Raw genomic sequence first — 26047 nt, 5'->3', positions numbered from 1 at the left:
GGAGAACCATGTCACGACCGGGCGGACGGCGGGCCATCGCGCTCGCCGGCGCAGCGATACTGACGGCGGCCACCGCCCTGCTCACGGCGCCCCCGGCGTCGTCGGCCGGGACCGTCACCGCCGCCTGCACCAAGACCTCCGACTGGGGCACCGGCTTCGACGGCAAGTGCACCATCACCAACGGGACCGGTTCCGCGATCAGCAGCTGGAAGCTGGAGGCGGACCTGCCGTCGGGGACGTCGATCGGCAGCGTCTGGGACGCGACGAAGACCGTCTCCGGGAACCACTACACGTTCGCCAACGCCGGCTGGAACGGCACGGTCGCCGCGGGCGCGAGCGCCAGCTTCGGGTTCGGCGGCAGCGGCTCCGGCTGGTTCACCGGCTGCACGATCAACGGCGCCGCCTGCGACGGCTCCACTCCCCCCGGCGACGACACCGAGGCCCCCTCGGCTCCGTCCGGCCTCCGCTCCACCGGCACGACCGCCACCAGCGTGTCGCTGGCCTGGAACGCCTCGACCGACAACGTCGGCGTCACCGGCTACGACGTCTACAACGGCTCCGCCAAGGCCGCGTCCGTGACCGGCACCGGCACGACCGTCGGCGGGCTGTCCGCCAAGACCGCCTACACCTTCACCGTCAAGGCCAAGGACGCCGCAGGGAACACCTCCCCCGCGTCGGCCTCGGTGTCGGTCACCACCGCCGACGGCGGCGGCGGCAACCCGGGCGGCGGCGGCAAGGTCGTCGGCTACTTCACCAACTGGGGCGTCTACCAGCGCAACTACCACGTCAAGAACATCGAGACGAGCGGCTCGGCCGACAAGCTCACGCACATCAACTACGCGTTCGGCAACGTGACGGGCGGCCGCTGCGCGATCGGCGACTCCTACGCCGACTACGACAAGGCCTACACCGCCGACCAGAGCGTCGACGGCGTCGCCGACAACTGGGACCAGCCGCTGCGCGGCAACTTCAACCAGCTGCGCAAGCTGAAGAAGCTGCACCCGAACCTCAAGGTGCTGTGGTCCTTCGGCGGCTGGACCTGGTCCGGCGGCTTCGGCCAGGCCGCCCAGAACCCGGCCGCGTTCGCCGAGTCCTGCTACAACCTCGTCGAGGACCCGCGCTGGGCCGACGTGTTCGACGGCATCGACATCGACTGGGAGTACCCGAACGCCTGCGGCCTCACCTGCGACACCAGCGGCCCGGACGCGTTCAAGAAGCTGATGTCGGCGGTGCGGGCCAAGTTCGGGTCCGGCAACCTCGTGACGGCCGCGATCACCGCGGACGCGAGCGACGGCGGCAAGATGGACGTCACCGACTACGCGGGCGCCGCCCAGTACGTCGACTGGTACAACCCCATGACCTACGACTACTTCGGCGCCTGGGACGCCAAGGGACCGACGGCGCCGCACTCGCCGCTCACGTCCTACCCGGGCATCCCGCAGCAGGGCTTCAACACCACCGACGCCATCTCCAAGCTCCGGGCCAAGGGCGTGCCGGCGGCCAAGCTCCTGCTCGGGATCGGCTTCTACGGCCGCGGCTGGACCGGCGTCACCCAGTCCGAGCCGGGCGGCACCGCGACGGGCGCCGCGCCCGGCACCTACGAGGCCGGCATCGAGGACTACAAGGTCCTCAAGGGCAAGTGCCCCGCGACGGGGACGGTCGCCGGGACCGCCTACGCCAAGTGCGGCAGCGAGTGGTGGAGCTACGACACCCCGTCCACCATCCGCGGGAAGACGGGCTTCGCCAACGACCAGGGTCTCGGCGGCGCCTTCTTCTGGGAGCTCAGCGGCGACACGACGGGCGGTGAACTGATCACCGCGATCAAGAGCGGTCTCGGCTGAGCTGTTCGCAGAAGGGGACTCCCAGCCCCTCAGACAGCCGAGACTTCGGGCCCCTGACCACCGGACGCCGGTCAGGGGCCCGCCCCTTGCTCAGACGAGGGACTGGCCTCCGTCCACCGTGAGGATCTCGCCGTTCATGTAGGGGTTGGCCATGAGGAACAGGGCGGCGGAGGCGGCCTCCTCGGCCGTCCCGAACCGTCCGAGCGGCATGGACCCGCCCGCCTCGGCCATGGCCGCGTCGCCCTCCGCGCCGGAGGCGGTTCCGTAGGCCGTCCGCAGCAGGGGGGTGTCGAAGGCCCCGAACCGGATCGCGTTGACCCGCAGGCGTGCGGGCGCGTACTCGACGGCGAGCGCGCGGGTGAGCGTCTCGACGGCGCCGCCCCCCGCGACCGGCGCGGACATCCCCGGACGGGGACGCGTGACGAGGATGCCCGAGGTCAGCGTGATCGACCCGCCCGGGGGCATCCGGCGGGCGGCGGCGCGCGCGACGGCGACCACCGCCCACGCCGGTCCCTCGACGGCGTCCCGCACGATGTCCCGGGTGAGCCCGGTGAGCGGCCCCATCCCGGCGGGGCGCCCGGCCGTCACCAGCACGTGGTCGACGGTGCCGGCGCTCTCGAATACCTCCTCCAGCGCGTTCTCGTCCGTGACGTCGGCGGCCGCTCCCAGCACCTGGGCCGCGGTCCCGGCCGCGGCCACTCGCGCCACGGCGGTGTCCAGCCGGGTCCTGTCGCGGCTCGCGAGCACGATCCGCGCACCGACCGAGGCGAGCAGTTCCCCCGCGGCCAGGCCGATGCCGGAGCTGCCTCCGAGGATCACCGCCGTGCGGCCGGCGAGGCTCTCCGGGAGCGGTGAGCGGACTGGGACGGGTGCTTCGGTCGTGGTCATGCGTCCTCCATAAATAAACCATCTGGTTGTTTTAGAGTGCCCGCCGGCCCGGCCGAAGTCAACCGGGTGGTTTAATCCGCGTATGGGCTACGACGCGGAGGCGACCCGCCGGCGGATCTTCCAGGCCGCCACCGCCGAGTTCGCCGCGCGCGGGCTCGCGGGCGCCCGGATCGATCGCATCGCCACCGAGGCGCGGGCCAACAAGCAGGCCATCTACCTGTACTTCGGCGGCAAGGAGAAGTTGTTCGGCGCCGTGGTGCGCGCGAAGATGGCGGAGATCGGCAACGCGACCGACATCGATCCGGACGGCCTGGCGGACTCCGTGGGCCGGCTGTTCGACTGGTACAGGGAGCACCCGGAGCTGGTCAGGCTGCTGCTCTGGGAAGCTTTGGAGACCCCGGGCCAGGTGCAGGGCGAGGCGGAGCGCCGCGAGGAGTTCCGGCGCAAGGCCGCGCGCTTCACGGAGCACGGCGGCGGCCCCGCGGACCCGGGCCGTACGCGGGCCGTCCAAGACCTGATGTTCACCGTGTTCGGCCTCATCGCGTGGAACTTCGCCGTCCCGCAGCTGCGCCGGGTGATCCTGGACGAGGAGGACGACGCCGCCGCCTTCGCGCGCCGCCGCGCGTCGGTCATGGAGGCGGCACGGGTACTCGCCGAATCCCACGGGTTCGGCTGACCCGATTCGACGACATTGGGGAGCTTCCTTGCAGGACTGGACGCTGCGTCAGATCCACCGAAGCAAGAGTGGTGAGGTCAGGTGGGATGTGTTCGGGAACGAGCATGCGGATCCGGTCGTCCTCCTGCATGGCACACCGTTCTCTTCGTATGTGTGGCGTGGTGTCGCGCGCGCTCTGGCGGCTACCCACCGCGTGTACGTGTGGGACATGCCGGGCTATGGGACGTCCGAGATGAGCGATGGGCAGGACGTCTCGCTGGCGGCGCAAGGCAGGGTGTTCACCGAACTGCTGGCGCATTGGGGCCTGGACGAGCCGTCCGTCGTGGCGCACGACTTCGGCGGAGCCGTGTCCCTGCGGGCGCATCTCCTGCACGGGGCGCGCTACCGCGACCTCGTCCTGGTCGATCCGGTCGCGCTCGCCCCGTGGGGGTCGCCGTTCTTCCGCCTTGTCGGGGCCAACGCGGAGGTGTTCGAGCAGCTGCCGCCCGCGTTGCACGGCGCCCTCGTCCGGGAGTACGTGACGTCGGCGAGCCACCGCGGCCTGCACCCGGCCACCCTCGACGCGCTAGTGGATCCGTGGCTGGGGGAAGCCGGGCAGCCCGCGTTCTACCGGCAGATCGCGCAGGCCGACCAGCGCTTCACCGACGAGGTCCAGGGCCGCTACGGCGAGCTGGACCTCCCGGTCCTGATCTGCTGGGGCGCCGAGGACACCTGGATCCCGATCGAGAAGGGCCACGAACTGGCCGGCCTCGTCCCGGGCTCGCGCCTCCAGCCGATCGAGGGCGCGGGGCACCTGGTGCAGGAGGACGCGCCCGCCGAGCTGGCCGCCGCGCTCCTCGGTTTCCTCACATGATCGCGGCGGTGCTGTTCGACCTGGACGGGACGCTCCTCGACCACGAGGGGGCCTCGCGCGAGGCGATCGTCGCGACGTTCCCGGACGTCGATCCTGCGTGGCTCGTCCCGCGCTGGGCGGAGCTGACCGACGAGGCGGTCGACCGGTACGTGGCGGGCGAGCTGACCTTCATCGAGCAGCGCCGCTTCCGGATGGCCACGCTCGCCCGGGAACTCGGCCTCGGCGACTGGGACGACGCCCGCGCCGACGCCCGGCTCAGCGGGTACGTGGCCCGCTACAAGGCCGCCTGGCGCCCGTTCCCGGACGCGGAGCCGGCGCTCGACCTGCTCGCCGCGCGCGGCCTCCGCCTCGGAGTCGTCACCAACGGCGACGCCGCGCAGCAGCGCTCGAAGGTCGAGCGGATCGGGTTCGCCGAGCGGCTCCCCGTCGTCGTGGCCTCCAGCGAGGCCGGCTCCGCCAAGCCCGCCGCCGGGATCTTCCTGACCGCCTGCGCGGCCCTCGGCGCCGAGCCGCACGCGGCCGCCTACGTCGGGGACCGCCTCGTCACCGACGCGCAGGGCGCCGCCGCCGCGGGCCTCACCGGCGTGTGGCTCGACCGCTCCGGCGCCCCGGAGCCGTCCGCCCTGGACGTCCCGCGCATCACGACGCTGGACGCGCTCCCCCCGCTGCTCACGGGCTGACCGTCCGCTCTCCCGGGCGGTGGGCACCGCCTCCGCGGCGGCGGCGCGCACCGTCCGGGGCGCTCGGCCGGTCTCAGTCGGTCTGGAGGACCGCCTGGATCTCCAGGACGATCTGGATCTTGTCGCTCAGCGCGAGCCCGCCGCCCGCGAGGGTCGTCGCCGCGCCGACCCCGAACTCCAGCCGGCTGATCTCACCCGTCGCGGTGAAACCGGCGCGGGCGCCCTTGGACGGGTCGTCCTGCCGGAACGGGTCGGGGCCGAACCCGCCGACCTCCAGCCGGAGCGGGACCTCCCTGGTCAGCCCGCGCAGCGTCAACTCGCCGTCCAGCACGAAGTCCTCGCCGTCGGGGCGCACTCCGGTGGAGGCGTAGGTCATGGCGGGGTACTTCGCGACGTCCAGGTAGTCGGCGGACCTGAGGTGCTCGTCGCGCTGGGCGTTCCCGGTGTCGACCGACGCCAGGTCGATCGTCGCGGTCACCGACGAGTCGAGCGGGTCGGCGCCGGTCACGATCGTCCCGTCGAACGTCCCGAAGCGGCCGCGGACCCGGCTGACCATCAGATGCCGGATGGTGAAGCCGATCCCGGTGTGCAGGGGGTCGATGGTCCAGGTTCCGGCGATGTAGCCGGGGATCTCGACAAGCTGGGCCGTCATCGTGTCTCCTACGGTTATGGAAGGTAAGGCGGTTCCGATTGGGAACCGTCACCATGGTGCGGACACCGCAACAACCGGCACAAGAAGGCACTTTTTTCTGCCCTGGTCACCTGGAGAGAACCAATGGAGCACACCGTCGCGGGCTGCCGCGCCCGCGAGATCCTCGACCGGATCGGGGACAAGTGGTCCCTGCTGGTCATCGCGCTGCTCGGCGAGGGCACCAAGCGGTTCACCGAGCTGAAGCGCGAGATCGACGGCATCAGCCAGCGGATGCTCACCGTCACGCTGCGCGGCCTGGAACGCGACGGCATCGTCATCCGGACGGTCTACCCCGTGGTGCCTCCGCGCGTGGAGTACACCCTCACTCCCATGGGCGCGACGCTGATGGACGCCGCCGGCACCCTCGTCGCCTGGGCCGAGGACCACCTTGTCCAGATCGACACGGCCCGCGCCGACTACGACGCCCGCCAAAACGACGTGCAGTCGGAGGACGTGCGCAGCTAACGTGGGCGGCGATGGTCATTCACGAGGTGGGACGGCGAGCTAGCCGCGCCGAGCCGGGGAACGCGCAGACGTGCCCGGCCCGGCTCGGCGGTGTGCTCCGTCATCCCATCGACCTCGTGAGGCCGTCCCATGCGCTCGACTGACATCCGTTCGACCTTCCTGGACTTCTTCCAGGAGCGCGACCACCGCGTCGTGCCGTCCAGCCCGCTGATCCCCTCGGATCCCACGCTCCTGCTGGTGAACGCGGGCATGAACCAGTTCAAGCCGCACTTCCTAGGCGAGACCACGCCCGAACACCCCCGCGCGGTGTCCGTGCAGAAGTGCGTGCGTACGTCCGACATCGAGAACGTGGGCCGCACCGCGCGGCACACCACGTTCTTCGAGATGCTCGGCAACTTCTCCTTCGGCGACTACTTCAAGGCGGAGGCCATCTCCTGGGCGTGGGAGCTTCTCACCCGCCACTACGGCCTCGACCCACTCCGCCTCTGGGTCACCGTCTACCTGGACGACGACGAGGCCGTCCGGCTCTGGCGTCGCGTCGGGGTCCCCTCCGAGCGGATCCAGCGGCTCGGTATGGAGGACAACTACTGGTCGATGGGCATCCCCGGCCCCTGCGGACCGTCCTCCGAACTGCACTACGACAGGGGGCCGTCCTTCGGACGTGAGGGCGGACCCGCCGTGGACGGCGAGCGATACCTGGAGCTGTGGAACCTCGTCTTCATGCAGAACCTCCGTGGGGAGGGCTCCGGCAAGGACGGATATCCGATCCTCGGCGAGCTCCCCTCACAGAACATCGACACGGGGCTCGGTCTCGACCGTCTCGCGGCGGTGCTGCAGGGCGTCGACACCGCGTGCGAGACCGACATGCTCGCGCCGACGTTCAGGCTCGTCCAGGAGATGGCGGGACGCGGCTACCCGGGGCGCGACGGCAGCGACGACTCGGCGTCCTTCCGCATCGTCACCGAACACTCCCGCTCGATCGCGTTCCTCGTCGCGGACGGCGTCATGCCCGCCGGCGACGGCCGCGGCTACGTCCTGCGCGGCCTGATGCGCCGCGCGATCCGGCACGCGCGCAAGCTCGGCATCGACGGCCCCGCCCTGCCCGCACTGACCTCCAGCGTCGTCGGCACCCTCGGCGGGACCTGGCCGGAGCTGTCGCGGCGGTCCGAGCTGATCGAGCAGGTCGTCACGGCCGAAGAGGAGGCGTTCGAGCGGACGCTGCGCCAGGGCTCCCAGCTCCTCGACGCGGCGATCGGCCGCGCGACGACCACCATCTCCGGCCGGACCGCGTTCGAGCTGCACGACACCTACGGCTTCCCGATCGACCTGACCGTCGACGCGGCGCGGTCGGCCGGCCTCACCGTCGACGAGGAGGCGTTCGCCGAGCTCCTCGAAGCGCAGCGCCGCCAGGCGCACCGCGCCGGCCAGGGCCGCAAGGGCGGCGCGGTCGCGCGCCAGGACCTCTACCGGCGCGTCGCCGCGTCGCACGGCCTCACCGACTTCGTCGGCCACTCCACCGAAACAGCCGAAACACAGATCGGCGCCCTGCTCGGCCCGGACGGCGAGGTGCCCACCGCGGCCGAGGGCGACGAACTGGAGGTGATCCTGACCCGGAGCCCCTTCTACGCGGAGTCAGGCGGCCAGGTCGGCGACACGGGCACGATCCGCACCTCCGGCGCGACCCTGGAGGTCGTCGACACCCGGCCAGGACTGGACGGCCTGCACGTCCACACCGTCCGCATCGTGGACGGCGAGATCCGCCCAGGCGACGACGCCGAGGCGGTCGTGGACGGAGACCGCCGCGCGGCCACCGCGCGCTCGCACAGCGCCACCCACGTCCTGCACGCGATGCTGCGCCGCACCCTCGGCGACCACGCCGCGCAGCAGGGCTCCCGCGTCGAGCCCGGACGCCTGCGCTTCGACTTCGCGCACTTCTCCCCCGTCGACACCGACCTCGTCCAGACCCTCGTCAACGACTACCTCCTCGCCGACCCCGAGGTGCGCGTCTGGGAGGCGAGCCGGGCGGAGGCGGAACGCGCGGGCGCGATCGCGCTGTTCGGCGAGAGGTACGGCGACGACGTCCGCATCGTGGACATCGGGGACGCCTCCCGCGAACTCTGCGGCGGCACCCACGTCGGCCACGGCTCGCAGGCGGGCCCCGTCCACATCGTCGGCGAGTCGTCCATCGGCACCGGCCTGCGCCGGATCGAGGCCCTCACCGGCGCCGACGCCCTCCGCCACCACGACCGCACCGCGTCGCTCCTGAAGGAGCTCGCGGCGCTGCTGAACGTCCGTCCCGACCAGGCCCCGGCCCGCCTCCGGCAACGCCTGGAAACACTCGCGGCGACACAGCGCCGCTTGGAGGCGATGCACCGCACCGAACTCGACCGGCACGCCGACCACCTGGCCTCGCTCGCCGAACCGGTGCCCGGCGGCTGGCTGGTGGCGCGCTCCGTCCCCGGCCTGACCGGCGCCGACCTCCGCACGATCGCGACCGGCGTCCTCACCCGCCGCGACCAGCGCGGCGTCATCGTCCTCGGCACCGAATCGGACGGCAAGGCGGTGCTGGTAGCGGCGGCGGGCACGTCCACCGGCCTCCAGGCCCGCGACCTGCTGACCTCCGCGGCCCGCGAGGTGGGCGGCGGCGCGGGCGGCAAGGGCCGGATCGCGAACGCGGGCGGCCGCCACCCGGAGAACCTGCCAAGGGCGCTGACGACCGCGGCAACCGAAGCCCGCGCCCTCCTGGCGGCGAAGTCGTAGTCAACGTCCGCACGGGGTCGCCCGCACCCCGTGCGGACGTCCCATTGGTCGGGCTGGCGGGATTTGAACCCACGACCCCTGGCACCCAAAGCCAGTGCGCTACCAAACTGCGCTACAGCCCGCACACCACCGCCGAACGCGATGACGCGAGCAGTGTAGTCCCGATCGGCCCTCGCCCGCTCCGCCCCGGCACACCCGCCCCGAGAACCCTGTACGCTACGGGTTGGCGATCGAGGCCCACCCGGGCCCTAGCGCTCGCGGGCGTAGCTCAATGGTAGAGCCCCAGTCTTCCAAACTGGCTACGCGGGTTCGATTCCCGTCGCCCGCTCTTTTGTTTCCCCAGGTCAGAGCCCCGTGGGGCGATCTTGGGTGCCCTTTTGAAGATCAATTGTCACCCGTTTGTCACTGGGATCTGGCACGTCTGAGCGGCATCCTGGTTCAACTGCCGTGCTTCGCGATCATGGTCTGACTGTCCCTGGCGGAGATCAGCACGGTGGCGGATCGTGCGTCCTCGACGCGGAAGGTCCGGCTCCCGGGCGTGCCCCCAACCCTCCATGTGTGGCTGGGCCTTCGGTACGTCCGGGTCGATCATCTGCCGGGTCCGCGCGTGGATGCCGTCGGCACCGATCATGACGTCCGCGTCGAGCCGATGTCTTCGCCCCAGCGACGAAGACGAGGGTGACCGTGCCGACTGGGCTCGGTGGACCCATTCGGCACGGTTCGGTTGGTCAGGCCTGCTCCGCTGACGACGGGCCGGTGTGGCCGCCGTAGGTGGCGATCTTGTATTCGGTCGCCGCCAGCGACAGGGTCAGCTCCTTGAGCTGTCGGCGGATCGTGTCGCGGTGTTCGAGCAGCAGGTCGAGGCGCTCGGGGACGGTGTCGTCGCCCTCGTCGGCCAGCCGCATGTAGTGCTGGAGGTCGCGCATGGCCATCCCGGACAGGCGCATGCGGGTCAGGAACACCAGTCGCCGCACCGCCGCCGCGTCGTAGCTGCGGTGGCCGCTGGCGTCGCGGGCCACCTCGACCAGCCCGATCCGCTCGTAGTAGCGCAGCGTGTGCGGCGACATGTCGAGCAGGTCGGCGACCTCCGTGATGGTCATGGGGTCGGTGGCGGCGCTGACGTCGACGAGGCGGTGGATCACCTCGACCGACATCGGGCCGTCGACCTCGTCGAGGGCGGCGAGCGCCCTCGACATCAGATCGTCCGTGGCCATGGCGACACTCTAAATCGGCCGGGCGGATGCGGGAGCGCCGGGGAAGTCGGCGGCACGCGCGGTAGGGGCCCAGCGTTCGAGTTCCTCCAGGTTCTGCCGGTAGGACCTTCCGATGCGCTCGACCGCCTCACGCCCGAGCGGAAGGCGCAGCGGCAACTCGCCACCGGCGACCAGGTCCACGATGATCTCCGCGGCCCGTACCGGATCGCCCTCCTGGATCCCGTCGGCGCTCGCCATGTCGTTCCGGACGGCCCCCAGCAGCCCGGCGTACGCGGGGCTGGCGTCGGCGACCCCGAGCACGTCGGGCGCGTTGAACGAGGTGCGGAACCGGCTCGGCTCGACGATCATCACCCGGACCCCGAACGGCGCTACCTCGCCGGCCAGCGCCTCCGACCAGCCTTCGAGCGCGAACTTGCCGGCCGAGTACGCGCCGACACCGGGGAAGGAGATGCGCCCTCCCTGGCTGCTCATCTGCACGATCGTGCCCGACCCCTGCTCGCGGAAGTACGGCAGGACGGCCCGCACGAGCGCCGCCGGACCCAGCAGGTGCAGTTCCAAAGACGCGCGAAGCTCCTGTTCGCCGACCTCCTCGGCCGCGCCGACGACCCCGCGGCCCGCGTTGTTCACCAGCACGTCCACCCGACCGAACCGGTCGACCGCCGCCCGTACGACGTCCCCGGCGCGCCCGGTGTCACGCACGTCGAGCTCGGCGACCAGCACCTGGTCGCGGTGGGCGTCCGCGAGGTCGGCCACCGACCGGGGGCGCCGCACGGCCAGCACCACGTTGTCGCCCCGCCCGACCGCACACTCCGCGATGGCACGGCCAAAGCCCGCCGACGCGCCGGTGATGATCCATGTCCGCTGAGTCCCTGCTTGAGATGTCATGCCGGCGACGCTAAGAGTTCGAGCGCGCTCGAACGCAAGCGCGGCGTCCACCGCTGCTCGTCGACGGTCAGCCTGCCGACGCGCTCGTGGTCCCCGGTCAGCCTGCAGAGCCGTACGTCGTCCCTTGCTCCCGAACCCAAGGACCGGATACGCCCGCCACGCCCCCAAAGCCACCCTCCGTTCGCTGAGGACCCTTCAGTTCGCTGAGGACCCTGGGATTTCCAGGCTCTCGACTGGGTCCGCCCTACCAGCCCCAGACCGGGGAGCCTGGCGGGTGGGGACACGTTCGGAGCGGGGGCCTACACGGAAGGCCCGGCTCCCGAACGGGAACCGGACCTTCGTTCGTTGGACGAGTCGCTAGCTCGGCTCGATGCCGAGGAGCCGGCGGAGGTCGACCGTCACGATGCGGTAGCTCGTGCCGATGCGAATCACCTTGCAGAGGAACTGGCCTTGGCGGGCGAGCTGGTAGGCGCGTGTTCGTCCGAGCCCGAGGGCACGAGCGGCGGTCTCAACGCTGACCGTGGTGGGGAGGGCGAGCAGCTCGTCCTAGCTCATCTGCTTCACTGTCCGGCTCCCTTCCGGGAGCTGCCGAACCATCTCGTCCGAGGGCTTCCGTTCTCGGGATGTCTCGCTCGTGGCGCGGCTCCTCGTAGCGCGGCCGCGGGGGCCGGTTCGGCGGCGACGCGGGGCGGCGTTGCACGTCTCCGAGCGGCAAAGCCCTACCGTGCACGTGGAGCCGGGTGGGTGCGGTCGGCTCAGGGAGCGCGGGGTGTGGCGTGGCCTTCGGCGAAGGCCGTGGTGAAGGCGTCGTCGCCGAGGGCGGATCGCGCCGTGGCCGTGATGCGGTCGACGTCAGTCCGTTCCTCCGGTGGCAGGGGTGCGCCTGTGGACTCGCGCAGGGCGGCGGCTTCGCCGAGGAGTCGTGCCGCTTCCGCGGAGGTGCCCGTCAGGGCCGCTGCGCCGGCCAGGCCTTCGAGGGCGAGCGCGATCGCCCTGGGGTCTCCGATGCCTTGGGCGACGGTGAGGGCCTCCCGGTGGAGTTCCGCGGCCGCCGCGGCGTTCCCTCTCTGCTCAGCGATGAACCCGAGCTCGGCCAGTCCGAGCGCGATGCCCGGCGCGTACCGCGCCTCGCGTGCCCTCGCGAGTGCGTCGTGCATGTGGGCCTCGGCGTCGTCGAGGCGGCCCGCGCGGCGGGCGGTGAGGGCGAGGCCGGTGAGGGCGAAGGCCTCGCCAGGGCGGTAGCCGTGCTCGACGGCAAGGAGCCTGCCCTGTTCGTGGCGCCGGTCCGACTCGGCGTGGTCGCCCGCCAGCAGGGCGATCCGGCCCAGCCCGGACTGGAGCAGCGAGACCTGGAGCCACAGCCCGAGTTCCTCGGCCAGCCGGAGTCCGTCGCGGCACAGCTCGGCGGACCTGCGAAGGTCGCCCTTGATCTCCGCGAGCCGGGCGAGCAGTTCGACGGCCCGGACCTGCCCCCACCGGTCTCCCAGCGTTTCGAAGATCGCCAGGCTCTCCCGCCCGGACCGTTCGAGCGTGCCCAGGTCGCCGCGGACGAGGGCGTGGTTGGCCTCCGTGGCCAGGGCCGCGGCGGCGCCCCAGCGGTCGCCGAGCCGCCGGAACACCGGCAGCGCCCGTTCCACCAGGTCGCGGCTGAGGTCCAGATCGCCGGCGCCGAGCAGCACGTCGCTGAGAAACCACTCTGCTCTGGCGCGTTCGCCCGGGTCGGCGATGGCCGCGGGGGGCGTGCGGACGTCCGCTGTACGCTCCCCCAGCAGATCGAGCCCTGTCTGCCACGCCTCGGCCCGCGCCCTCGCCGCGGTAGGGGCCTCGGCCCCGATGCCCAGCGCCATCGCGAACGCGCGCCGTCCCTCGCCGATCCTGCCGCGCAGGTACCAGTACCAGGCCAGCGCGTTGACCAGACGCAGCGCGAGGTCGGCGTCGCGCCGCCGCACGGCCTCCTCGATCGCGCCGCGCAGGTTGGCGTGCTCGGCGTCCAGGCGCCGCAGCCAGCGCCGCTGGTCCGGGCCGCGGAGCCTCGGCTCCGCGCGTTCGGCCAGTTCGGTGTGGAAGGTGAGGTGCTGGAGGCGGACCCGCTCGGTCTCGCCGGTCTCCTCCAGGCGGTCGAGGGCATAGGCCGCGACCGATTCCAGCAGCCGGTACCGGGTCTGGCCTGGGCTTTCGGCTCGAACCACCATGGAGCGGTCGACTAGGCGGGCCAGCAGGTCGAGGACGTCTTCGGGGGAGACTTCGTCGCCGTCCGCGCAGACTTCCTCTGCCGCCTCCAGTGTGCAGCCTTCGTAGTGGACCGCGAGCCGGCGCAGGACGAGGCGTTCGGGCTCGGACAGCAGCTCCCAACTCCAGTCGATCATCGCACGCAGGGTCTGCTGCCGGGCCGGGGTGCCGCGATGCCCCGAGGAGAGCAACCGGAACCGGTCGTCGAGCCGCTCGGCCAGATCGTGGACGTCCAGTGCGCGCAGACGGACGGCGGCCAGCTCCAGGGCGAGCGGGACGCCGTCCAGCCGGCGGCAGATCGCGGCGACCGCGCCGGCGTTGGCGGTGTCGATCGCGAACCCCGGGGCGGCGGCCCTCGCGCGCGCTTCGAACAGCCGGACGGCGCTGAACCTCCGGACGGTCGCGGGCCCGTAGTCGGCAGGAGAGTGGGGCGTCTGCAGCGGCGGCACCGGCCAGACCGACTCCCCCGCGAGCCCCAGGGGCTCCCGGCTGGTGGCGAGGATCCGCAGCTCCGGCGCCGCTCGCAGCAGCCGCTGGCCCAACGCGGCGACTTCGTCGATCACGTGCTCGCAGTTGTCCAGGACGAGCAGCGTCCGGCGGGTCCGCAGCGCGTCGGCGAGCCGCGCGGCCGGATCGGCGGGCGTGCCGGAACGCGGGAGGCCGGGGGCGGTGTCGTCGCGGATGTCGAGGACGGCGATCACGGTCTCCACGAGCCGGTCGAGCCCCGGCGCCCTGGCCGACCGGTCGAGCCCGGCCAGCTCGACCAGCCACACGCCGTCCGGATGGTCCGCGGCTGCCCGCGCTGCGGTCTCCAGGGCCAGCCGCGTCTTGCCGACACCGCCCGGGCCGGTGAGGGTGACGAGCCGGGCTGACTTCATCAGCGCCTGGACCTGCGCCATCGCCTCGTCGCGCCCGACCAGTTCGCTGAGCTGTGCGGGGAGGTTCGTCTGCGGCGGCGGCCCGGGCACGGTGGCCAGGGCGGAGTCCTGCTGGAGGATCCGCTGGTGCAACTCGGCGATCTCCGGCCCGGGGTCCACGCCCAGTTCCTCACGCAGCCGCGTCCGGAGGTCGGCGTAGGTCTTGAGGGCGTCACTCTGCCGACCGGTGCCGTAGAGGGCGCGCATGTACGCGGAGCGGAGGCGTTCGCGCAGCGGATGGCGCTCCACCAGGTCGCCCAGTTCGTCGGCGAGCGCACCCTGCTCGCCGATCTCCAGTTGCGCCTCGGCCCGTTCCTCCAGGGCGGTGAGCCGCTGCTCCTCCAAGAGCGCTGCCGCCGGGCGCGCGAACTCCGCGTCGGCGAAGTCGGCGAAAGCGCGCCCGCGCCACAGCTCGAGCGCCTCGGTCAGCAGGCCCTCCCGTGCGCGCGGGTCGGAGGCTTCACGCGTCCGTGCCAGCAGCTGGGTGAAGCGCGTCGCGTCGACGGCCTCGGGATCCGCCCGGAGCCGATATCCCAGGGCTTCTTCGAAGGACACCAGGTGCCGCGCGCCGGGCTCGGCCTCGTCCAGGGCACGGCGCAGCTGCGAGACCTTGACCTGCAGCGCTCCGGATGGATTGCGGGGCGGCGCGTCGCCCCACAGGTCGTCGATCAGCCGATCCACCGGCACCGGCCGCCCCTCGTGCGCGATCAGGACGGCCAGCAGCGCGCGGACCTTGGCCCCGCGCACCGCCACCGGGGCGCCGTCCGCCGTCCATGCCCCGAGCGGCCCGAGCACCCCGAATCGCATGCCCCCACGCTATCGGGCGATTTCCCCTGGGAACGGCCCGCTTGCCCCAGCCCGCCGCGAGCGGAAAGCGCGCGGTAAGCGCCGGGTAAGCGCCGGTCGCCATGCTCGCCCCACCGAGCCGCGCAGTAACTCTCGAAGGGAGAGCGTGATGACCCCGACCGGACCGCTGAACCTCGCCATCATCGTCGGCAGCACCCGGGAAGGCCGGTTCGGCCCCACGGTGGCCGCATGGTTCGCCGAAGAGGCCGGCCGGCGCCCCGCCTTCCGCCTCGACCTCGTCGACCTCGCCGAGACCGCCCTCCCCGGCGTTCTCGCCGCCGACGACGCGGAGCCCTCCGAGCTGCCCGAACCGGTACGGGCGCTGGGAGAGCGGCTGGACCGGGCCGACGCCTTCGTGATCGTGACGCCCGAGTACAACCGCAGCTTCCCGGCCTCGCTCAAGACGGCCGTCGACTGGTACGTGGACGAATGGAAGGCCAAGCCGGTCGGTTTCGTCTCCTACGGCGGAATCTCCGGTGGCCTGCGCGCCGTCGAGCATCTCCGGCAGGTCTTCGCCGAGCTCCACGCCGTCACCGTCCGCAACACGGTCAGCTTCCACTCCTGCTGGGACAGGTTCGACGACCACGGCCGCCCGATCGACGCGGCCGGCTGCCGCGCGGCGGCCGACAGCCTGCTCGACCAGCTGACCTGGTGGGCCCGCACCCTGCGGGACGCCCGTGCCGAACGCCCCTATGCGGCGTGACGAAGCCTTGTCCTGAATCTTCTAGGGAGACCGCGATGCCATCGCCCAAGAAGCCCGCCACCGGCGCGAGACCGCGCTGGATCCTCTGCCTGCTGGCCTTCTCCAGCTTGATCACCTCGCTCGACTTCACCATCGTCTACGTGGCGCTGCCCGACATCGCCCGCGAGATCGGGCTCTCCGGTCACGCCGTCCAGTGGGTGATCAGTGCCTACGCCATCTCGTTCGGCGGGTTCCTGCTCCTGGGCGGCCGCTCGGCCGACCTGCTGGGCCGCCGCCGCATGTTCGTCCTGGGCATGCTCCTGTTCGGCGGCGCGTCGCTGCTGGGCGGCCTGGCGACCTCGCCCGCGGCACTGATCGCCGCGCGGGCGCTCCAGGGAGTCGGCGGCGCCGTCCTGTTCCCCGCCACGCTCTCGCTGGTCACCACCAGGTTCGCCGAAGGCCCCGAGCGCGTCCGGGCCCTGGCCGTGTGGGCCGGGGCCGGCGCGGGCGGGCTGAGCCTGGGCGCCCTGCTCGGCGGTGTGCTGACCCACGCCGTCGGCTGGGAGGCGGTGTTCCTCGTGAACGTGCCGCTGGTCGTGGTGGGCACCGTGGGCGCGTTCGCCCTGCTCGACCCGGAAGGCCCGCGCGAACGGGGACGCGGCTTCGACCTCCCTGGCGCCCTGACCGGCACGGCCGGACTGACCCTTCTCGTCTTCGCCATCGCGCAGGGCCCGGAGGCCGGCTGGACCGCGGCCTCCGTCCTCGCCTCCGCCGTCCTCGCCGTGGCTCTGCTGGCCGCGTTCGTCCTCATCGAGGCCCGCACCCGGCACCCGCTGATGCCGCTGCGGCTGTTCGCCAACCCCCACCTCCGCGCCGGCCTGCTGGTGATCCTCACCTTCGGCATCACCATGCAGAACTCGGTCTACTTCCTCACCCTTTACTTCCAGGACGTGCTCGGCTACTCGGCGCTGCAGGGAGGGCTGGCCTTCCTGACCCTCTCGGTGGTGATCGGCACCGCCAACTTCGTCGCCGAACGACTGATCATCCGCATCGGCGCCCGGACGACCCTGATCATCGCTCTGCTGCTCGGCTCCGCGGGCGGCGCGCTGATGGCCGCCGGCATGCGCACCGACGGCTCGTACTGGACGATCCTCCCCGGCCTCGTCGTCTACGGCATGGGCATGGGGACGATCTACCCGACGATGTTCGGCACCTCCGGCACCGGTGTGGCCGACGAGGACCAGGGCGCCGCCGGGGGCATGGCCAACACGGCCCTCCAGATCGGCGTCAGCGTGGGCCTGGCCATCCTGGTCAGCGTCTCCGCCTCCGGTCTCGCCGGCCTGACCGGCGAGTCCCTGCGCGCCGCCACCTCCGACGGCCTGCGCGACGCGGTCTACGTCGCGGCCGTCCTCACCCTCGCGGGCATCCTCGCCGTCCTGACCGTCCCCCGTCGCACCACCCGGACTCCCCCTCCGGCCGCCCCCGCCTCTGAGGACCCCGTCCCCACCCTTCGCTGATCCACCGAACGTTACGGGAGGGGGTCGGTGTCGTGGTCGGGTTGGACCAGGCCCGTGCGGTAGGCGATGACGACGAGCTGGGCGCGGTCGCGGGCCTCCAGCTTCATCATGGCGCGCTGCACGTGGGCGCGGACGGTGTAGGGGCTGAGATACATCCGCTCGGCGATCTCCTGGTTGGACAGGCCGGTGGCGACCAGGGCCACCATCTCGCGTTCGCGCGGGGTGAGCACGGCAAGCTGTTCGGGATGCCGCACCGGGGCGTTGTCCGGCGTGGCCAGGAAACGTGCCACCAGGGAGCGGGTGGCGGCTGGAGACAGGAGGGTGTCGCCGGCGGCGATCGTGCGCACGGCGTCCATCAGGTCCTCGGCGCCGATGCCCTTGCCGATGAAACCGCTCGCGCCCGCGCGCAGCGCCTGGGCGACGTACTCGTCGGTCTCGTACGTGGTGAGGATCAGGATGCGGCTGGCGCGCAGGTCCGGGTCCGCGCAGATCTGCGACGTGGCGGTGAGACCGTCCACCTCGGGCATGCGGATGTCCATGATCACTACATCCGGGTGCATCTCCCGGGTGAGTCTGACCGCCTCGCCGCCGTCGGCGGCCTCGCCGACGACGGCGATGTCGTCGGCGGTGTCAAGCAGCGTCCGGAAGGCGGCGCGCAGGAGGGCCTGATCGTCGGCGAGGAGGACCCGGAGCGTCACGGCGCATCCCCCGCCGCTCCGCGGCTTGTCGGCCCGGTGGTCGTTGCCGCGTCCCGCGCCGTGTCCTTGGCGGGCGGGAAGGGCAGCTCGGCGGATACGAGGAAGCCGCCCTCCGGGCGCTTGCCTGCGGAGAGATGGCCCCCTACGGCGGTGGCGCGTTCACGCATCCCGATCAGGCCGTAACCGGGTGGACGGTCCGGGGACGCGTCTGGTGCCGTATGGGCGCCGTCGTCGGCGACGGTGATGGTCACGCGGTCGTGGTTCCAGGTGAGGCGCACCTGGGCGCCGCCGGTGCCTGCGTGCTTGGTCACGTTGGTCAGGGCCTCCTGGACGATGCGGTAGGCGGTGAGGTCCACTCCCGCCGGCAGCGGCCTGGACGTCCCCTCCTCTTGGGCCGACACCTCCAGACCGGCGCGGCGGAAGGATTCGAGGAGCGTGGGAAGACGGGACAGGCCGGGCGCCGGTTCGGCGGGTGCGGCCGCGTCCCCGGACTGGCGCAGCAGGCCCACCGTGGCCCGCAGGTCGTCGAGCGCGTCGCGGGTGGTCTCGACGAGCTCCTTCAGGCTCTGGCGGGTCTGCTCCGGGTGGCTGTCGAAGAGGTGGGCGGCGACCGTGGCCTGCGCGTTGGCGAGGGTGATCTGGTGGGCGACGAGGTCGTGCAGTTCCCGGGCGATGCGCACCCGCTCCTCGGCCACTCTGCGGCGCGCCTCCAACTCCCGGCTCTCTTCGGCGCGCTGGGCCCGCTCCTCCACGGCCGCCAGGTAGGCCCGCCGGTTCCGCGTCGCGTGACCGAGGACGCCGGCCACCAGCGGGAACGCCGCCACCGCCGCCATCCGGCTCGCGTCCTTCCACGAGAAGGCACCGAACAGGGCGGTGGAGGCGCCCAGCAGCACCGCCGAGGCGAGCAGCGCCGCGCTCGTCCCGCGCCGTTCGGTGCGGACGGTGAGCGTGTAGGCGCTGATCACGGCGGGGGCCATGATGAGCGGGGTCAGCAGCAGGCCCAGGAGCGGTGCCAGCATGCCGGCCGCTGTCGTGGCCGCCAGGGCGGACAGGGGCGCCCTGTGCCGCAGCGGCAGCACGGCACAGGACACCACGGCGAGGAGGTAGGTGACGGCGGGCGGCGCGGACAGCGTGTCGTTGACCCGCACCATGCCGCCGAGCAGGCAGAGGGCGAACGCCGCCCCCGTGATCGCTCCCTCGCGCCACCACGGGCCGCGTGGTCGCGGGGCACCGCCGTCCGGGTTCGTCATGGCCGGCTCAGCGCCTGCCGCCGGGGAGCAGCGGCACCGCCGCGTCCGGCCTGGTCGCGTCCGCCGGGACGTGGCGGCTGAGCTTCTCCCCCTCGATGTCCACGTTCGGCAGCACGCGGTTCAGGATACGAGGCAGCCACCAGGCCCGGCGGCCGAGCAGTGCGAGGACCGCGGGGACGATCGCCATCCGGACCACGAAGGCGTCGAACGCGACGGCGGCGGCCAGGCCGACGCCCATCGTCTGGATGGTCGGGGAGCTCATCCCGATGAACCCGGCGAACACGCTGATCATGATGATCGCCGCCGCGGCCACCACGCGTCCGCTGTGCCGGAACCCGTGCACGACCGCCTCGCCGGGGGACGCGCCGTGGACGTAGGCCTCCCGCATCCGGGAGAGGAGGAAGACCTCGTAGTCCATGGCGAGGCCGAACACGATCCCGATGATGAGGATCGGCATCAGCGACATGACCGGTCCGGTCTGCTCGGTGCCGATCAGGTCCGCCGCCCAGCCCCACTGGAAGACGGCGACCAGGACGCCGAAGGCGGAACCCAGCGACAGCAGGAAGCCGAGCGCGGCCTTGACCGGTACCAGGACGGAGCGGAAGACCACCAGCAGCAGGAGCACCGCCAGGCCGATGACCACGGTCAGGTAGGGCAGCAGGGCGTCGGACATGGCTTCGGAGATGTCGATGTTCATCGCGGTGGTGCCGGTCACCAGGACCACGGCGCCCGTGTCGGCCTCGACGCCGGAGACGACGTCCCGGAGCTCGTGCACCAGGTCCTTGGTCTCGGCGCTGGCCGGCGCGGTCCGCGGGACGGCGGTGAGGACGGCCGTGTCCCGGGTCCGGTCGAGAACCGGATCACCGACGGACGCGACCCCGTCCACTCCCCTCACGGTCTCGGCGACACGGTCCGCGGCGGTCTGGGCGTCCGCGGACCGCGACATGTCCACGACCACGGTCAGCGGGCCGTTGAAGCCGGGGCCGAAGCCTTCGGACAGCAGGTCGTAAGCGCGGCGCTCGGTGGTCTGGACCGACTTGGACTCGTCTCCGGGCAGCCCGAGTTCGAGCCTCAGCGCGGGCAGGGCGACGGCGCCGAGACCGAGGCCGGCGGCGAGCAGCACGGTCACCGGCCGGCGCAGCACGAACCGCGCCCAGCGGGCGCCGAGCCCCGGCCGTCCGGCCGCGGCGGGCTCCGGGTGCGGGCGCCCGCTCCCCGGCCGGGCGGCCTTGCGGACGGCGCGGGGCAGGATCCGCCGGCCGGCGAAGCCGAGCAGCGCGGGGACGAGGGTCAGCGCGACGAGCACGGCGAGAGCCACGGCGCCCGCCCCGCCCAAACCCATCTTGGTGAGTTCGGGAATCCCGACGACGCCCAGCCCGACCAGGGCGATGAAGACGGTCGCACCGGCGAAGACGACGGCGGAACCGGCCGTGCCGACCGCCCGGCCGGCGGCCTCCTCCGGCTCGCCGCCCTGGGCGAGCTCGTCGCGGAAACGGGAGGTGATGAACAGCGCGTAGTCGATGCCGACCGCCAGCCCCAGCATCAGCGCGAGGATGGCGACGGTGGACGTCAGGCCCAGCCGGACGGCCAGCGCGGAGATCAGGCTGAACGCGATGGCCACGCCCGCGAAGGCGGTCAGCAGCGACAGTCCGGCCGCGACCAGCGACCCGAGGGCGAGCACCAGCACCACCGCCGCCACCGCCACGCCGACGATCTCGGTCGTGCCGCCCGGTTCCTCTTGCGATTCCAGTGCCGAGCCGCCGATCTCCACGGTCAGCCCCGCGTCCCGGGCCTGGTCCGCGGCGTGCCGGAGGGCGTCCTTCGTCGGCGCGGTCAGGTCGACGGCGCCCGCGGTGTAGCCGATCGTGGAGTAGGCGATGGTGCCGTCCTTGCTGACGGCGCCGGTCTCGTAGGGGTCCGTGGTCGAGGCGACCTGGTCGCCTCCGTCCAGCGAGCGGAGCGTCCGATGGACGGCCGCCTGGTTCTCCCGGGCCGTCACCCGCTGCCCGTCCGGGGCCTGGAACACCAGGCGGGCCTCGGCGCCCTGGGAATTGCTCTGGGGGAAGCGCTCGTCCAGCAGGTCGAACGCCTTCTGCGACTCGGTGCCGGGCATGGACAGGTCCTCGTCCTGACCGGCCGGCGCCGTGGCGGCGGCGACCCCGGCGAGCAGCAGGGCGCCCAGCCACAGGCAGAGCACGAGCCGGCGGCGCCGGAAGGCCCACCGTCCGATCCGGTAAAGAAGTGTCGCCACCTGTTGATCACTCCAGACGCTGCGGGAAAGGGGGAACGCGTGAGATTCACGCGGTCTCCAACATTTCCCCGCAGCGCCCCCGGCGGGCATCGTCGCCCGACACCGTCTCCTCGTCGTGCATCCGGACTAGCCGCCCCCGCGTCCTAGTGCCTTTGCACCAGACCCGTCTCGGCCGTCCTCGGTGCCCAGGCACCTGCGGACGCTCCTCGAGGGGCTACATCCGTCCCGGCGAGCTTTCCTCGGCGAGTTGCCAGAGGAGTTCGAAGCGCTCCTTGCACTCGCGGGTGTAGTCGGTGCGGGTGCGGAGGCGGGTCATGAAGAAGCCGAGCTGGCGGTTGGAGGCCGGGACGACTTCGTACGCGACCTCCTCGTCGAAGAGGATGAAGTCGGTCGGGCTGTCGAGGATGGCCGGGATCTGGTTGTAGCGCAGCGCCCTGACCTCGATCCCGGCACCGCGTTGCTCCTGCGTGATCGACCGGAAGTCCTCGTCGTTGAAGTCGGGGTCGCCCTCCATGATGAACAGGCGGCGGATGACCACTCCCCGGTTCTTCGCCTCGACCTGGGCCTTGAGGTAGCGCCGGCCGTGCTCGCTGGTCCAGAAGCCCCCGCTGAAGTTGTCCCCCCTGCCGTCGACCGTGGTGGTGCTGGTCGCGTCGAGGGTCTTCATGGTGGCGGTGGTGAGCTGGAGGATCCAGTTGTGGTCCTCGCCGTCGCAGGTCACCTCGCCCTCACCCCGGCTGAGCCTGTCGATCAGATCGGTGTCGCCCTTCACCAGGATCTCGGTGAACCGCCTGATCAGCGGCGGGCAGTCCTGGCCGAAGTTCACCACGGCCTCGCGGAACCGGGTGAAGGCCTCGCGGTCCAGGGCCGAGTCGCCCAGCGCCTGCTGCCACTTGGCGGACTCGATGGCCAGATCGGTCGCGCGCATCCACCGTTCGATCCCCTCGACCCGGCCGTCGAAGTCGATCAGCAGCTGCACCAGCATGATCACGCCGCCGATCAGGACCGACAGGGTGAGCGACTGGGCGACGTCCTGGTCCGCGACGAAGTTCGTGATGACGAAGGCGAAGGCCCCGGCGGCCGTGGCGACCGCGACCCTTCTGATCACGCCGCCGGTGCTGATCGACGGTAAGGGTTCTCTCGACACGCTCAACCACTTTCTGACATGAGGCTTCGCACAGCCTGATCACTTCTGCTGGAGCACGTAGCTGGCCTTGTCATGGAATCCGACGACGGTCCCGCCGTCCGCGACGAGTCGGCCCAGCGTGTCCCGCACCGCCCTGCGCCAGCGGACGGCCAGGTCGGAGCCGGCCATGCGGATGCCCTCGATGTCCGGGGGCACCTCGAGCAGGACCGTCTCGGAATCCGTCACGCGGAGCTCCGGTCCCCCGTCCGGCCCGACGACGAGCAGCCGCTGCGCGTCGGCCGGAACCCTGATCGGCATCGGCCGGCCGCGGTCGACCGCCCCTCTCACCTCGGGCTCCGTGATGTGCCAGACGACCCTGATGCGGTCGGACTGGTCATGCCCGTTGATGGCGTCGGGCATCTGCCCGTAGTGGTTCTCGAGGTACGCCTCGGCGCGCGCGCCGAGTTTGGCGAGGTTGAAGTGCGCGTTGCGGCGTACGAGCGGGTCGAAGGTCCAGATGATCCGCTCGATCCCGTGGTCCATCGCCCAGCGGCGCTGGTGCAGCTTGAGTTCCAGGCCGGCGTGCGGCTTGACCGCGCCGGTCACGTACGACAGCAGCGCCCGGCTGTGCGGCGGGCCGAAGTGACCGACCGATGCGCCGACCAGCGCGCCGTCGAGAAAGGCTCCGGCGACGTAGTTCCCCTCATACGCGTATCCGCGCATGATCTCCCGGAGGATCGAGAGTGCGCCGTCCTCGAACCCCCAGATCCGGTCGAACAACTCGCAGGCCGCGGCCAGCTCATCGAGCTCCCGCAGTTCCCGGATTACAAAAGCGGACATGCCCACCTGCCTGTGGTCGATGCTCTTGATCCAAGATGCGCGATCACGTATACATTTCTACAATGTATGCGGGAAGTTTCGGGAGGACTATTGTCCAGGCATCGCGAAACTGATCTTGGCCAGGAACGGTCAGCGAATTCAAGTTTCAACCGAGACGTTTCGTGGAACCAGATGGACTTGCCGGCCTACTGGAGGTCCAACTACCAGGAGCCGCACGGGGACGATCTGAGCTTCGTCGCAATGGTCGGTTCCTTCATGGTCGACCACCTTCAGGGTAGAACCGACCTCCAAGGCGTCGATGTCGGCACCGGGGCCAATCTCTATCCCGCCTTCTCCATGCTCCCCTTTTGCTCCGCGCTGACGCTGATCGACATGTCCCCCTCCAGCATCAACTGGCTCACGCGCGAGCTCGGCGGCTCGCTGGCCGCCTGGACCCCCTTCTGGGACGAGTTCGCCAAGATTCCCGCGTACGCGGCCGCCGGCCCGTTGCACGAGGCCATCAGGGCCCGCACCCGGATCGAGGTCAAGCAGGCGTCGGTCTTCGACCTCCCCGGCGAGCAGTGGGACGTCGGCACGATGTTCTTCGTCGCCGAATCCATATCCGGAGACAGGGAGGAGTTCGAAGCGGCGCTCGCGCGGTTCGTCATGGCACTCCGGCCGGGCGCTCCGTTCGCCGTCGCGTTCATGGAGAACTCCGAAGGCTGGCGGGTCGGCGATCAGGACTTTCCGGCCGTGGCGATATCCATCGAGGACGTCGTCGCTTCTATGCCTTTTTGCACACAACTGCACCACGTGAAGCGGTTGAGCGCGGAGGAAAAGCCGATCCGCCCGGGCTATACTGGGATGATCTTGGCATGCGGCATCAAAAGATCAACTGAAAGCTGAGCACGATGAGGATTCAACCACGCGAAGAACTCCTCAACCTCTGGCGCTCCGTCGTGAAGGTCTCACTCGATGGAGACAAGTGGCAATGGGGCGGCCGCTACGAACGCAACTCGATCAGCGATGCCGAGCAGCTCCTGTGCATCATCTACCCGGCGACGGTCCTCCCCTACTTCCGCCTCGACCAGCCCGACGAGACCGCCGACGACATCCTCGAGGTGTTACGGCCGCTCGGCGACGAGCTGGACATCCCGCAGCGCCTGATCGAGTTGCTCATCGAGCACATCGAGTACTACACCGACAGCGACGGCCCCTCCTTCTCCGGAGGCAGCTACTTCAAGGGCGCCAAGGACGGCGCCGAGCCCACCCCGGAGCAGATGCAGGTCGACGTCGTCGACTCGTTCTCGATGGCGGTCTCGCTGATGCTCAGCACGCTGTCGCTCGTCCGCGGCTTCGGCAACACGCTCATGAACCCCGAGGTCGAGCGCCGCCTGCGCCACCTCGAGCGGATCGCGAACGTCCGGCTGACCGCCGCGCTGGTGGGCCTGCTGCGCAGCTTCGTCATCAACGTCTTCACGCCCGACTCCGACGAAGGCCGGGCCCTGCTCGGCACGGTGAACCGGACCAACCGCTCGAATCGCCAGGTCGCCGAGGAACTGCGCTCGTCGCTGCAGGAGATCCGGGCCTCCCTCGGGGACGTGACCTTCGGTTTCCGCCAGCAGCGCGCCACCGAGCTGATCGAGAACCGCAACCGGCTGTTCGAGATCGGTTGGACCTGGGGCATCGCCGAGGACGCCCCGGAGGTGGAGATCGCCCCCTCGGTGACGAACCAGCGCACCGGCGTCGCGGAGAGCGCGCCCTTCCTGTACTTCACGGTGAACGCCCTGGACGGCATCGCCGACCTGTTCTCCGGACGCACGACCGTCCTCGGCCTCCTCAACGAGGAGCAGCAGCGCCTCGCCGGCGCGCTCAAGCTGCGGTGGGAGCTCACCCAGCGCTACTGGGGCACGATCGCGACCTTCGGCGACTCGCGCAGGTGGCCGCTGGAGGACCTGCCGTGGCGCACCACCGACGACCGGGAGTCCGACCATTTCAGTCTGCTGATCATCTCCCTCGTCCTGCAGGACCAGGAGGTCCGCGGCACGAGCACCATGGAGCTCCCGCGGCTGGCGGAGATCCTCATGAAGCTCGGAGAGCGCGGCCGCGTGACCAGCCGGGCCACCCGGGACGATGCCGCCGTCCGCTACCACACGCCGGGAACGGAGATCCAGCTCGGCGGCAGCGGCGGCGACGGGCCCGACCTGATCTGGCGGCTCAACGACTTCTCCCCCCTGCTGCTGAAGAACGTCCTGCGGCTGGCCAAGCTGTCCAGGGACGCCGATCTGCGGGAAGATCTCGTGCAGGCCGCGGACGAGATCTGGGACCACATCTTCCGGCGCCGGATCCAGCACTCGATCCACGCGGGGCTCTGGGACGACGCGGCGAACGTCTTCGAGGGTCTCGACAAGCACAACGACCGCCCGTCGTGGTACTACACCGAGCGGATCGTCGAGTGCATCGTCATGGCGATCAACCTGATCCGGGATCCGCTCCCCCGCAGCAGCAGCATCCACGCCTACGCCCGCGGCATCCTCAGCGAGACCGACAACCTCTTCGATCTGGAGCTCCTCGAGGCCAACGTGGTCGACCGGGGAGCGCTGCGGGCCCAACTGGAGGAGGCCCGGCTCAACCTCAACCATGCGCATGAGATCGCGTCACTGCGGCCGGCCACCGCCGTAGGGATCGCGATGGAGATCCTGCGCATGCTGGAGAAGGTCGGTGTGGCCCGGCAGAACGCCGCGGAAGGGACCGGTTGA

Annotated in this window: 20 protein-coding genes and 2 tRNA genes; 11 read left to right on the top strand and 11 right to left on the bottom strand. The window is 71.4% G+C overall.

From position 1 onward, the window contains the following. The first annotated feature begins 8 nt into the window (after window positions 1-8). Window positions 9-1841: a glycosyl hydrolase family 18 protein gene (locus tag AB0C21_RS12150; RefSeq protein WP_500204061.1), complete on the top strand. Its 1833-nt coding sequence runs from the start codon at window positions 9-11 to the stop codon at window positions 1839-1841. Between the two features lie 90 nt (window positions 1842-1931). On the opposite strand, the gene AB0C21_RS12145 is transcribed toward AB0C21_RS12150, so the two are convergent. After that, window positions 1932-2729, bottom strand: coding sequence for an SDR family oxidoreductase (locus AB0C21_RS12145; protein WP_500204060.1), 798 nt, complete (start codon window positions 2727-2729; stop codon window positions 1932-1934). Window positions 2730-2811: 82 nt separating this feature from the next. Here AB0C21_RS12145 and AB0C21_RS12140 point away from each other — a divergent pair, with 82 nt between their 5' ends. Genes AB0C21_RS12140 through AB0C21_RS12130 form a run of 3 tightly spaced genes read left to right on the top strand, consistent with a single transcriptional unit; the run spans window position 2812 to window position 4938 of the window. Next, on the top strand, window positions 2812-3405 hold the full coding sequence (locus AB0C21_RS12140) for a TetR/AcrR family transcriptional regulator (protein WP_500204059.1): 594 nt from the start codon (window positions 2812-2814) through the stop codon (window positions 3403-3405). 28 nt (window positions 3406-3433) lie between these two features. Continuing rightward, complete coding sequence (locus AB0C21_RS12135; protein WP_500204058.1) at window positions 3434-4258, top strand: alpha/beta fold hydrolase; 825 nt, start codon at window positions 3434-3436, stop codon at window positions 4256-4258. Further along, window positions 4255-4938 (top strand): HAD family hydrolase, encoded by a 684-nt coding sequence (locus tag AB0C21_RS12130; protein ID WP_500204057.1) that lies wholly within the window; start codon window positions 4255-4257, stop codon window positions 4936-4938. Before AB0C21_RS12135 ends, AB0C21_RS12130 begins: the two co-directional genes overlap by 4 nt. Before the next feature lie 73 nt (window positions 4939-5011). Here AB0C21_RS12130 and AB0C21_RS12125 read toward each other — a convergent pair whose 3' ends face one another. After that, window positions 5012-5590: a YceI family protein gene (locus AB0C21_RS12125; protein ID WP_500204056.1), complete on the bottom strand. Its 579-nt coding sequence runs from the start codon at window positions 5588-5590 to the stop codon at window positions 5012-5014. Window positions 5591-5713: 123 nt separating this feature from the next. Here AB0C21_RS12125 and AB0C21_RS12120 point away from each other — a divergent pair, with 123 nt between their 5' ends. Further along, window positions 5714-6094 (top strand): winged helix-turn-helix transcriptional regulator, encoded by a 381-nt coding sequence (locus AB0C21_RS12120; RefSeq protein ID WP_500204055.1) that lies wholly within the window; start codon window positions 5714-5716, stop codon window positions 6092-6094. Window positions 6095-6223: 129 nt separating this feature from the next. Beyond that, the gene (alaS, locus tag AB0C21_RS12115; RefSeq protein ID WP_500204054.1) at window positions 6224-8854 is read left to right on the top strand and encodes an alanine--tRNA ligase; all 2631 of its coding nucleotides are present in this window, start codon (window positions 6224-6226) and stop codon (window positions 8852-8854) included. Between the two features lie 45 nt (window positions 8855-8899). Here the strand turns inward: alaS and AB0C21_RS12110 are convergent. Further along, window positions 8900-8976: transfer RNA gene (locus AB0C21_RS12110), tRNA-Pro, on the bottom strand. A gap of 135 nt (window positions 8977-9111) precedes the next feature. Here AB0C21_RS12110 and AB0C21_RS12105 point away from each other — a divergent pair. Further along, window positions 9112-9182: transfer RNA gene (locus AB0C21_RS12105), tRNA-Gly, on the top strand. 400 nt (window positions 9183-9582) lie between these two features. Here AB0C21_RS12105 and AB0C21_RS12100 read toward each other — a convergent pair. The 3 genes from AB0C21_RS12100 to AB0C21_RS12090 all read right to left on the bottom strand — a co-directional run bounded on the left by AB0C21_RS12100 (window position 9583) and on the right by AB0C21_RS12090 (window position 14906). Beyond that, window positions 9583-10068 carry a MerR family transcriptional regulator gene (locus AB0C21_RS12100; RefSeq protein WP_500204053.1) on the bottom strand — a complete coding sequence of 162 codons (486 nt, stop codon included), beginning with the start codon at window positions 10066-10068 and terminating at the stop codon, window positions 9583-9585. Between the two features lie 9 nt (window positions 10069-10077). Next, entirely contained in the window at window positions 10078-10953 is an 876-nt protein-coding gene (locus tag AB0C21_RS12095; protein WP_500204052.1) for an SDR family NAD(P)-dependent oxidoreductase, read from the bottom strand. A 755-nt stretch (window positions 10954-11708) separates the two neighbouring features. Further along, a complete protein-coding gene (locus tag AB0C21_RS12090) occupies window positions 11709-14906 on the bottom strand; it encodes an AfsR/SARP family transcriptional regulator (RefSeq protein ID WP_500204051.1) in 3198 nt (1065 codons plus the stop codon). A 148-nt stretch (window positions 14907-15054) separates the two neighbouring features. Here AB0C21_RS12090 and AB0C21_RS12085 point away from each other — a divergent pair, with 148 nt between their 5' ends. Together AB0C21_RS12085 and AB0C21_RS12080 are read left to right on the top strand one after the other, a co-directional pair. Then, a complete protein-coding gene (locus AB0C21_RS12085; RefSeq protein WP_500204050.1) occupies window positions 15055-15648 on the top strand; it encodes an NADPH-dependent FMN reductase in 594 nt (197 codons plus the stop codon). A gap of 35 nt (window positions 15649-15683) precedes the next feature. Continuing rightward, window positions 15684-17144 carry an MFS transporter gene (locus tag AB0C21_RS12080; RefSeq protein WP_500204049.1) on the top strand — a complete coding sequence of 487 codons (1461 nt, stop codon included), beginning with the start codon at window positions 15684-15686 and terminating at the stop codon, window positions 17142-17144. A gap of 11 nt (window positions 17145-17155) precedes the next feature. Here the strand turns inward: AB0C21_RS12080 and AB0C21_RS12075 are convergent, their stop codons facing one another. The 5 genes from AB0C21_RS12075 to AB0C21_RS12055 form a co-directional block, all read right to left on the bottom strand. Further along, on the bottom strand, window positions 17156-17842 hold the full coding sequence (locus AB0C21_RS12075) for a response regulator transcription factor (protein WP_500204048.1): 687 nt from the start codon (window positions 17840-17842) through the stop codon (window positions 17156-17158). Next, window positions 17839-19092 (bottom strand): sensor histidine kinase, encoded by a 1254-nt coding sequence (locus tag AB0C21_RS12070; protein WP_500204047.1) that lies wholly within the window; start codon window positions 19090-19092, stop codon window positions 17839-17841. Before AB0C21_RS12070 ends, AB0C21_RS12075 begins: the two co-directional genes overlap by 4 nt. Window positions 19093-19099: 7 nt before the next feature. Next, window positions 19100-21343, bottom strand: coding sequence for an MMPL family transporter (locus tag AB0C21_RS12065; RefSeq protein WP_500204046.1), 2244 nt, complete (start codon window positions 21341-21343; stop codon window positions 19100-19102). Window positions 21344-21557: 214 nt separating this feature from the next. Further along, a complete protein-coding gene (locus AB0C21_RS12060) occupies window positions 21558-22451 on the bottom strand; it encodes a hypothetical protein (protein WP_149261555.1) in 894 nt (297 codons plus the stop codon). Window positions 22452-22529: 78 nt separating this feature from the next. Further along, window positions 22530-23309, bottom strand: a complete 780-nt coding sequence (locus AB0C21_RS12055) for a GNAT family N-acetyltransferase (protein WP_500204045.1) — start codon at window positions 23307-23309, stop codon at window positions 22530-22532. 66 nt (window positions 23310-23375) lie between these two features. Here AB0C21_RS12055 and AB0C21_RS12050 point away from each other — a divergent pair, with 66 nt between their 5' ends. Next, entirely contained in the window at window positions 23376-24194 is an 819-nt protein-coding gene (locus AB0C21_RS12050) for an SCO2525 family SAM-dependent methyltransferase (RefSeq protein ID WP_500204044.1), read from the top strand. A gap of 5 nt (window positions 24195-24199) precedes the next feature. Then, entirely contained in the window at window positions 24200-26047 is a 1848-nt protein-coding gene (locus AB0C21_RS12045) for an SCO2524 family protein (RefSeq protein ID WP_500204043.1), read from the top strand.

It is taken from the genome of Spirillospora sp. NPDC049024, from assembly GCF_040649235.1.
Taxonomy (GTDB): domain Bacteria; phylum Actinomycetota; class Actinomycetes; order Streptosporangiales; family Streptosporangiaceae; genus Spirillospora.
Note: the sequence above shows the minus strand (reverse complement) of the source record. Positions and strands in the feature narration are given on the sequence as shown.

What these genes read in the sequence shown, in the direction of transcription:
- alaS (WP_500204054.1), top strand. Translation starts at nt 6,224, where the DNA reads ATGCGCTCGACTGACATCCGTTCGACCTTCCTGGACTTCTTCCAGGAG.
- AB0C21_RS12130 (WP_500204057.1), top strand. Translation starts at nt 4,255, where the DNA reads ATGATCGCGGCGGTGCTGTTCGACCTGGACGGGACGCTCCTCGACCAC.
- AB0C21_RS12120 (WP_500204055.1), top strand. Translation starts at nt 5,714, where the DNA reads ATGGAGCACACCGTCGCGGGCTGCCGCGCCCGCGAGATCCTCGACCGG.
- AB0C21_RS12150 (WP_500204061.1), top strand. Translation starts at nt 9, where the DNA reads ATGTCACGACCGGGCGGACGGCGGGCCATCGCGCTCGCCGGCGCAGCG.
- AB0C21_RS12045 (WP_500204043.1), top strand. Translation starts at nt 24,200, where the DNA reads ATGAGGATTCAACCACGCGAAGAACTCCTCAACCTCTGGCGCTCCGTC.
- AB0C21_RS12050 (WP_500204044.1), top strand. Translation starts at nt 23,376, where the DNA reads ATGCGGGAAGTTTCGGGAGGACTATTGTCCAGGCATCGCGAAACTGAT.
- AB0C21_RS12100 (WP_500204053.1), bottom strand. Translation starts at nt 10,068, where the DNA reads ATGGCCACGGACGATCTGATGTCGAGGGCGCTCGCCGCCCTCGACGAG.
- AB0C21_RS12125 (WP_500204056.1), bottom strand. Translation starts at nt 5,590, where the DNA reads ATGACGGCCCAGCTTGTCGAGATCCCCGGCTACATCGCCGGAACCTGG.
- AB0C21_RS12070 (WP_500204047.1), bottom strand. Translation starts at nt 19,092, where the DNA reads ATGACGAACCCGGACGGCGGTGCCCCGCGACCACGCGGCCCGTGGTGG.
- AB0C21_RS12090 (WP_500204051.1), bottom strand. Translation starts at nt 14,906, where the DNA reads ATGCGATTCGGGGTGCTCGGGCCGCTCGGGGCATGGACGGCGGACGGC.
- AB0C21_RS12080 (WP_500204049.1), top strand. Translation starts at nt 15,684, where the DNA reads ATGCCATCGCCCAAGAAGCCCGCCACCGGCGCGAGACCGCGCTGGATC.
- AB0C21_RS12145 (WP_500204060.1), bottom strand. Translation starts at nt 2,729, where the DNA reads ATGACCACGACCGAAGCACCCGTCCCAGTCCGCTCACCGCTCCCGGAG.
- AB0C21_RS12095 (WP_500204052.1), bottom strand. Translation starts at nt 10,953, where the DNA reads ATGACATCTCAAGCAGGGACTCAGCGGACATGGATCATCACCGGCGCG.
- AB0C21_RS12140 (WP_500204059.1), top strand. Translation starts at nt 2,812, where the DNA reads ATGGGCTACGACGCGGAGGCGACCCGCCGGCGGATCTTCCAGGCCGCC.
- AB0C21_RS12055 (WP_500204045.1), bottom strand. Translation starts at nt 23,309, where the DNA reads ATGTCCGCTTTTGTAATCCGGGAACTGCGGGAGCTCGATGAGCTGGCC.
- AB0C21_RS12085 (WP_500204050.1), top strand. Translation starts at nt 15,055, where the DNA reads ATGACCCCGACCGGACCGCTGAACCTCGCCATCATCGTCGGCAGCACC.